Source organism: Methylophaga sp. UBA2689, from assembly GCA_002354555.1.
Taxonomy (GTDB): Bacteria; Pseudomonadota; Gammaproteobacteria; order Nitrosococcales; family Methylophagaceae; genus Methylophaga.
Genome location: DELT01000101.1, coordinates 78,040 through 83,948 on the forward strand (window position 1 = coordinate 78,040; position 5,909 = coordinate 83,948).

Annotated in this window: 4 protein-coding genes and 1 pseudogene; 4 read left to right on the forward strand and 1 reads right to left on the reverse strand. The window is 40.3% G+C overall.

The window, feature by feature from the left end; all coding sequences use genetic code 11:
- A pseudogene (locus B3M51_RS13080) lies at window positions 1-251 on the reverse strand (DUF481 domain-containing protein); the annotation flags it as partial.
- Between the two features lie 364 nt (window positions 252-615).
- On the opposite strand from B3M51_RS13080, the gene B3M51_RS13085 reads away from it, so the two are divergent.
- The 4 genes from B3M51_RS13085 to B3M51_RS13100 form a co-directional block, all read left to right on the forward strand.
- Window positions 616-2,316, forward strand: coding sequence for a methyl-accepting chemotaxis protein (locus B3M51_RS13085; RefSeq protein ID WP_292759804.1), 1,701 nt, complete (start codon window positions 616-618; stop codon window positions 2,314-2,316).
- Window positions 2,317-2,629: 313 nt separating this feature from the next.
- Window positions 2,630-3,409: a hypothetical protein gene (locus tag B3M51_RS13090; RefSeq protein ID WP_292479577.1), complete on the forward strand. Its 780-nt coding sequence runs from the start codon at window positions 2,630-2,632 to the stop codon at window positions 3,407-3,409.
- A gap of 162 nt (window positions 3,410-3,571) precedes the next feature.
- Entirely contained in the window at window positions 3,572-4,102 is a 531-nt protein-coding gene (locus tag B3M51_RS13095; protein WP_292759806.1) for a hypothetical protein, read from the forward strand.
- 608 nt (window positions 4,103-4,710) lie between these two features.
- The coding region (locus B3M51_RS13100) for a YifB family Mg chelatase-like AAA ATPase (RefSeq protein WP_292759807.1) at window positions 4,711-5,909 on the forward strand (1,199 nt) is incomplete at its 3' end.

Here is a 5,909-nt window from a genome sequence, read left to right on the forward strand (position 1 = left end):
CCCAGAACCCGATCACTACTATCAAGTTCAATAAGATGTTTCTGATCTGTACTGATTTGTGTCACCCGATTGAAATCAACGGTAACTTCATCGGCAAAAGCAGTATCCATAACCACTTTGCCTTCAGAAATCTGTTTAATAGAACCTTTAAGAATACTGCCATCATCGAGCAATATCTGATCCGCTGCGAGGCTGGTGGAAGTGAAAAGAAGTATGGTGGAAATAGCGGTGCTCAATCGGCGTTGAAGCATGATTTCTCCGTGTTTGATTAAGGTCTTCCGTGAATCTCTTCCGATTATTTGATGGATTACCTTTGGTTCAAAAATGCTTTACCAAGGATGCGAAACCGAAGCTTTATAAATTGACTGAAACGATATTTTTAAAACAATTTATTCGCGGTCTTGAAAAACGACTCCCACAGACCCTAAAAAATAAAACGTGAAATTACTGTGAAAATGAATACTCATTTTTCTTCAAATGAAGTTTGAGCGTTGTCTCTTTTGATAATTCTTACTTGGGAAAATTTCCTAGGTTTGCTGAAGCTGTGCCGTTATAATCTTTTGTTATATGGCATAACGCTTTTAGCCATCACCAGTCCCCTTATCAGGATAAAGAATGAAGTTCATAAATAACCTGCCGATTGGCAAGAAAATTTTCACCGTGGTCATTGTTCTGGGTTTGACCCAATTATTGATAGCGGCTTTTGCGATTTTAAAAATGCAAGAGATCTCGGCAGAATTTTCGGTGATGAATGAGATGGTTATTCCACTTGAAAGACGCGTCGCTAAGATCAGTGAACTTCAGTATAAAAAAGCCGCTACTTTGCAGTCACTTTTGCTTGATGCCCGCTCTGGGGCGCCCAGAAGTATCATCAAGACCCATTTTGCAGAAATAGAAAATATTACTGCGCAGAGCCAGCTTACCTTGGCTGAAACCGTCGGTATTCTTGAACAAGCCAAAAGCACAAACCTGTCAGCTGAAATGTTGGTGGATGTGACAAGCATGTCGGAAAATATTGAAACAATCGTTCAACAGCAGCAGAACTATCAGAAATATGTTGAGGCGGCCATCAATGTCATCAAACGTGGTGGCAGCATGTCCGGCGGCGGTTATCTGTCTGAAGAGGAACAGCGAGAACTAAAAACGATTGAAGCTGAATTATTTGTCACTCTGGCTGCGATGAAGGGCAGTATTGATAACATTTCACAACGTGCGGTCAGTAACGTTGAACAGAAACAGAATGGCAGCATTCTTAGCCTGATAGCCATTGCTTTGGCATCGTTATTTATCGGTGTATTCATTTCAAAAATCATTATTAATAACATTGTCCGGCCCATCAAAGAGGTTATGAGTACCCTCAGTGCTATGGCCAAGGATAACGATCTCACCAGAAGAATGACCTTCACCAGCAAAGATGAAGTCGGGGCGATGGGCGCCGTCTTTAATTCATTCGTTGAAAAGCTTCAGGAACTGGTGGTGGGGATTACGTCTGCATCAGAACAGTTATCGACCGCTGCGGAAGAAACATCGGCAGTCAGCGAAACAACCAATACCAATATTGCCAAACAGAAAAATGAAACGGCGCAGGTTGCTACTGCTATCAATCAAATGACAGCAACGGTAGAAGATGTGGCGGCAAATGCTGAGAAAGCATCAAATGCTGCTCGCAAAGGGGAAACTGACTCTGAGGCAGGCAGACATGTCGTTGAACAAATCATGACCTCAATTAATGCATTAGCCTCTGAAATCAATGATTCATCCGGCGTGATCACCAAAGTGAAGACGGATAGCGAAAACATCGGTCTTATTCTGGATGTCATCAAAAACATAGCTGAACAAACAAACCTGTTGGCATTGAATGCCGCTATAGAAGCTGCCAGGGCAGGGGATCAGGGACGTGGTTTTGCAGTCGTGGCAGATGAAGTTCGTACACTCGCACAACGCACACAACAATCTACACAGGAAATTGAATCGCTTATTACAACATTACAGGCCGGTTCAGATAATGCGGTTCAGTCCATGGAGCAAAATCAGTCGAGTATTACCCAGCTAGTTGCCAAAGGTAATGAAGCAACAGGTTCGTTGCTGGCAATCACACAGTCAGTCCGTGCCATCACCGAAATGAATCTATCAATTTCCACAGCAGCAGAAGAACAAAGCCATGTGGTAAACGACATCAACCGAAATATTCATACCATTCAACACGTGTCTGAAAGCACGGCAGAAGGCTCGGAACAAGTCTCCAAAGCCAGCCAGGAAATTGCCAAGTTAAGTGAAAAACTCACGGCGATGGTCAGGCAGTTTAACGTTTCATAAAAGACTAACGAACATTTATACGAAAAAACTGATAACCAGTTTTGATTACGACCACTTTGGTCTTCATCCCTTACGCCATATCCGCTAAAATCAAAGCACACTAATTTTCCAGGGAAGGAATATGAGTATCGCCTCGATTTACATTCAATCTCTTCATGACACTTCAATCAAAAATCAATTCCAACAGTTGGCTGGTCAGGCCATCTTTCACAGTACCTCACTAACTAGAAATAACAACGATTTCAAGATCTACTTTGGATTGCTTCCTGATTCCACTACCAAACATGGTAATCAGGTTATGAGGGAGATCTAAATGACAACAAAGTTTCGTTGGTTTTCAGCATTGCTCGTAATCGTATTTTTTTACTTACTGATTCTTGTATTTGGTGTAACCGCAAAGCGTGAAACAGACAAATATCTTGATACCAGCGCCGATATATCTTCAGACTCAAATATTGCGAATTTAACTATTGCGGATAAACATTTTGCTATACCTAAAAATCACATTTGGGCTAAGCGGGATTGGAAAGGAGGGGAACGAACAGGGACGAACCTTCATGCAGTTTTGCCAGAAATGGAGGGGTACAGTGAATTAAAAAAAGTTCTTTTTATGCCTGGTTCTCAAGAATTCGTGCGGATTTTATTGAGAGCAAAAGGATTGCCAAGTTTAAATCCTCCAGTATGGGTTACAAGTGAGCAGTTTTACACAGCCCATGTTATCTACAATGGAAAGATTGTTAAGGAAGAAAAATTAGACAATGGATTGACGCGTCAATATGTGGCTGATGGAAAAATGGGAAGTGGTGAGCATGCTACTCCATATGATGTTCACGCACATTACGAAGTTTATACAGCAAGGCATGGTGATGAGTTTTATTGGGTGCAATGTGTACCTGAAGGAAAAGTAATTTATCCATCATGTAACACCACATTTTTTTATTCTGACCATATTTTAGTCAGATATTCATTCTCAAAAAAACAACTTTCAAACTGGAAACAGATAGATCTAAAAGTTAAAAAATTAATTTCTGACTTTGAGGTTACCAATATAAATATTGAAAAGGATCGCAATGAGAGTTTGCGAGAGAGATGAAACAAGTAAATAAAAAAAATTTTAATTTTATTATTCCTTTCATTTATTTTAAATGTCTCAGGATGTGAAAGAAATAAAAACATCGTTGAACCCCCTGCATACCGTGCTGGAGATTATAAAAATATTTTAGCTACTGGGCCAGAAAATAGTGTCTTTAAAGGAATGATTTATGAATATGGTATTGGGGTAGATGAAGATATTAATAAAGCTCGAAATTATTATAAAGAAACTGTCCCAGCTAATATTGGGAAAAGAAGAGAGTTTTTATTATGCTTTATTCATTGCACATCTGAACTTGAAGGTTTATACCAGCGAATTGAAAATAAAGATAGTAGAATCAATATTCTATACGCCATCGATTTAACTTTGAGAAATAAGGATTGTGAGGCTGAAGTAAAAAATGAGTTTTGCTCACAAGCAGAATCAGTTGTTCAGGAGTATTTTTCTAAAAATAAGAATACGCCTGACTTTTATTATCATATGGGTAAACAAGCCCATGAAAAAGTATTAGATCAAGGTTTTGGAGACTTTAGACGATTAGAAATTCCATATTATTTTCTCAAAAAATCATCGATAGAAGGAAATAATGAGGCACAAGAATATTTGGATAGCTTATTACCGCAAAATTCTTGGGTACCACAAAAAAACTGGATCAAATTATTAAAAGGAAATATTGATAGCACTGAAAGCTAACAGAGCGGGAAAGGGGGCAGATTTATTTTAGTTGATTGCAGCGATTGTTAGATAAAAGAAGGAAAATCAATTGATACAAAAGGTGCTACCACGAAATTAATTGGCCAAAACAAAACAGTTTATTGACGAGGTTGGTTAGCGTGAGCACGTATAGCTGAAAAAGTAAGTATGTAAGAGAATAAAAATAAATCTGTGAGTCTGTCCTTTTTGTAACCTATTCATAATTGAAGAGCGATGAGTTTTTAGGAGTTATATTTTGGATTTTCATGCATTGATTACGATTGGGTTCTTTATCTTTCCGGGATTTATGTTGTTATTTAAAAAATACTATTTAGTACGAAAAGGTATCTTTGCAATGGACAGTACTCAATCAAAATTGTATGACAAGATATTCGTCCCGATGATATTGATATATAACGTTTATTTTATTTATTACTATTTTTCATGATTTTAAATTCCGAAGTTATCACGCTCTCAAAGCGTGATGTTTCAATGTTATTGAGTTGTATAGAAAACTGATAACCAGTTTTGATTAACCCCTTTTTGGCCTTCATCAGATACGCCATATCCGTTAGAATCGAAACACACTAATTTTCCAGGGAAGGAATATGAGTATTGCCACGGTTTACAGTCGTGCTTTGACGGGAATTTATGCTCAGGCGGTTACTGTTGAGGTGCATCTTTCCAATGGTTTGCCCAGTCTGTCGATTGTGGGTATGGCGGAAACGGCGGTGAAGGAAAGTAAGGATCGCGTCCGATCAGCATTGATTAACTCCCAGTTCACTTTTCCTCAGCAACGTATCACCATTAATCTGGCTCCAGCCGATTTACCCAAAGAGGGCGGTCGGTTTGATTTGCCGATTGCGTTGGGCATTCTGGCAGCTTCCAATCAAATTCCGGTGCAATCATTAAGCAATATGGAGTTTATCGGTGAACTCGGTTTGACCGGTGAATTACGTGCAGTTCGCGGTGTGTTACCTACAGCATTAGCCACGTCGGAGGCCAACCGACAATTGATGGTGCCTTTTGATAATGCCGAAGAGTCGGCCCTTACCAAACAAGGTGAGAGTTTTGCTGCCAAAACGCTGCTGGAAGTCTGTGCTCATTTGCATGATCAATTGCGTTTACCAGTTAATATCAACCAACATCAGCATAATCAAAATAATTATGCCGATTTAGCTGACGTACGAGGTCAGGCGTCAGCAAGACGGGCTTTGGAAATTGCGGCTGCTGGTTCGCATAGCCTGCTTTTCGCTGGACCTCCCGGTACTGGAAAAACCATGTTAGCCAGTCGTTTACCGGGTATATTGCCACCGATGACAGAGCAGGAAGCCATTGAAACAGCAACGATTCATTCAATATCATCTGCTGGGTTCCAGGTGGAAAACTGGATGCAGCGACCATTTCGGGCACCGCATCATACGGCTTCTGCAGTAGCTTTAGTCGGCGGTGGTAGTCAGCCTAAACCAGGTGAGATTTCTTTGGCACATCACGGCGTTTTATTTCTTGATGAATTGCCGGAGTTTGATCGAAAAGTATTAGAAGTTTTACGCGAGCCAATTGAATCAGGAAAAATAACTATTTCCCGTGCTGCCAATCAAGCAGAATTTCCTTCACAATTTCAATTGGTTGCTGCGATGAATCCCTGTCCGTGCGGTTACTTGGGCCAGGCAAGATGTCATTGCACAGAAGAGCAAGTCAGACGCTACCGTGGTAAGATCTCCGGCCCGTTATTGGATCGCATTGATATGTTGATGGAGGTGCCGACAGTGGATAAAAAACTGTTGCGACCTCAGCCTGATGATGT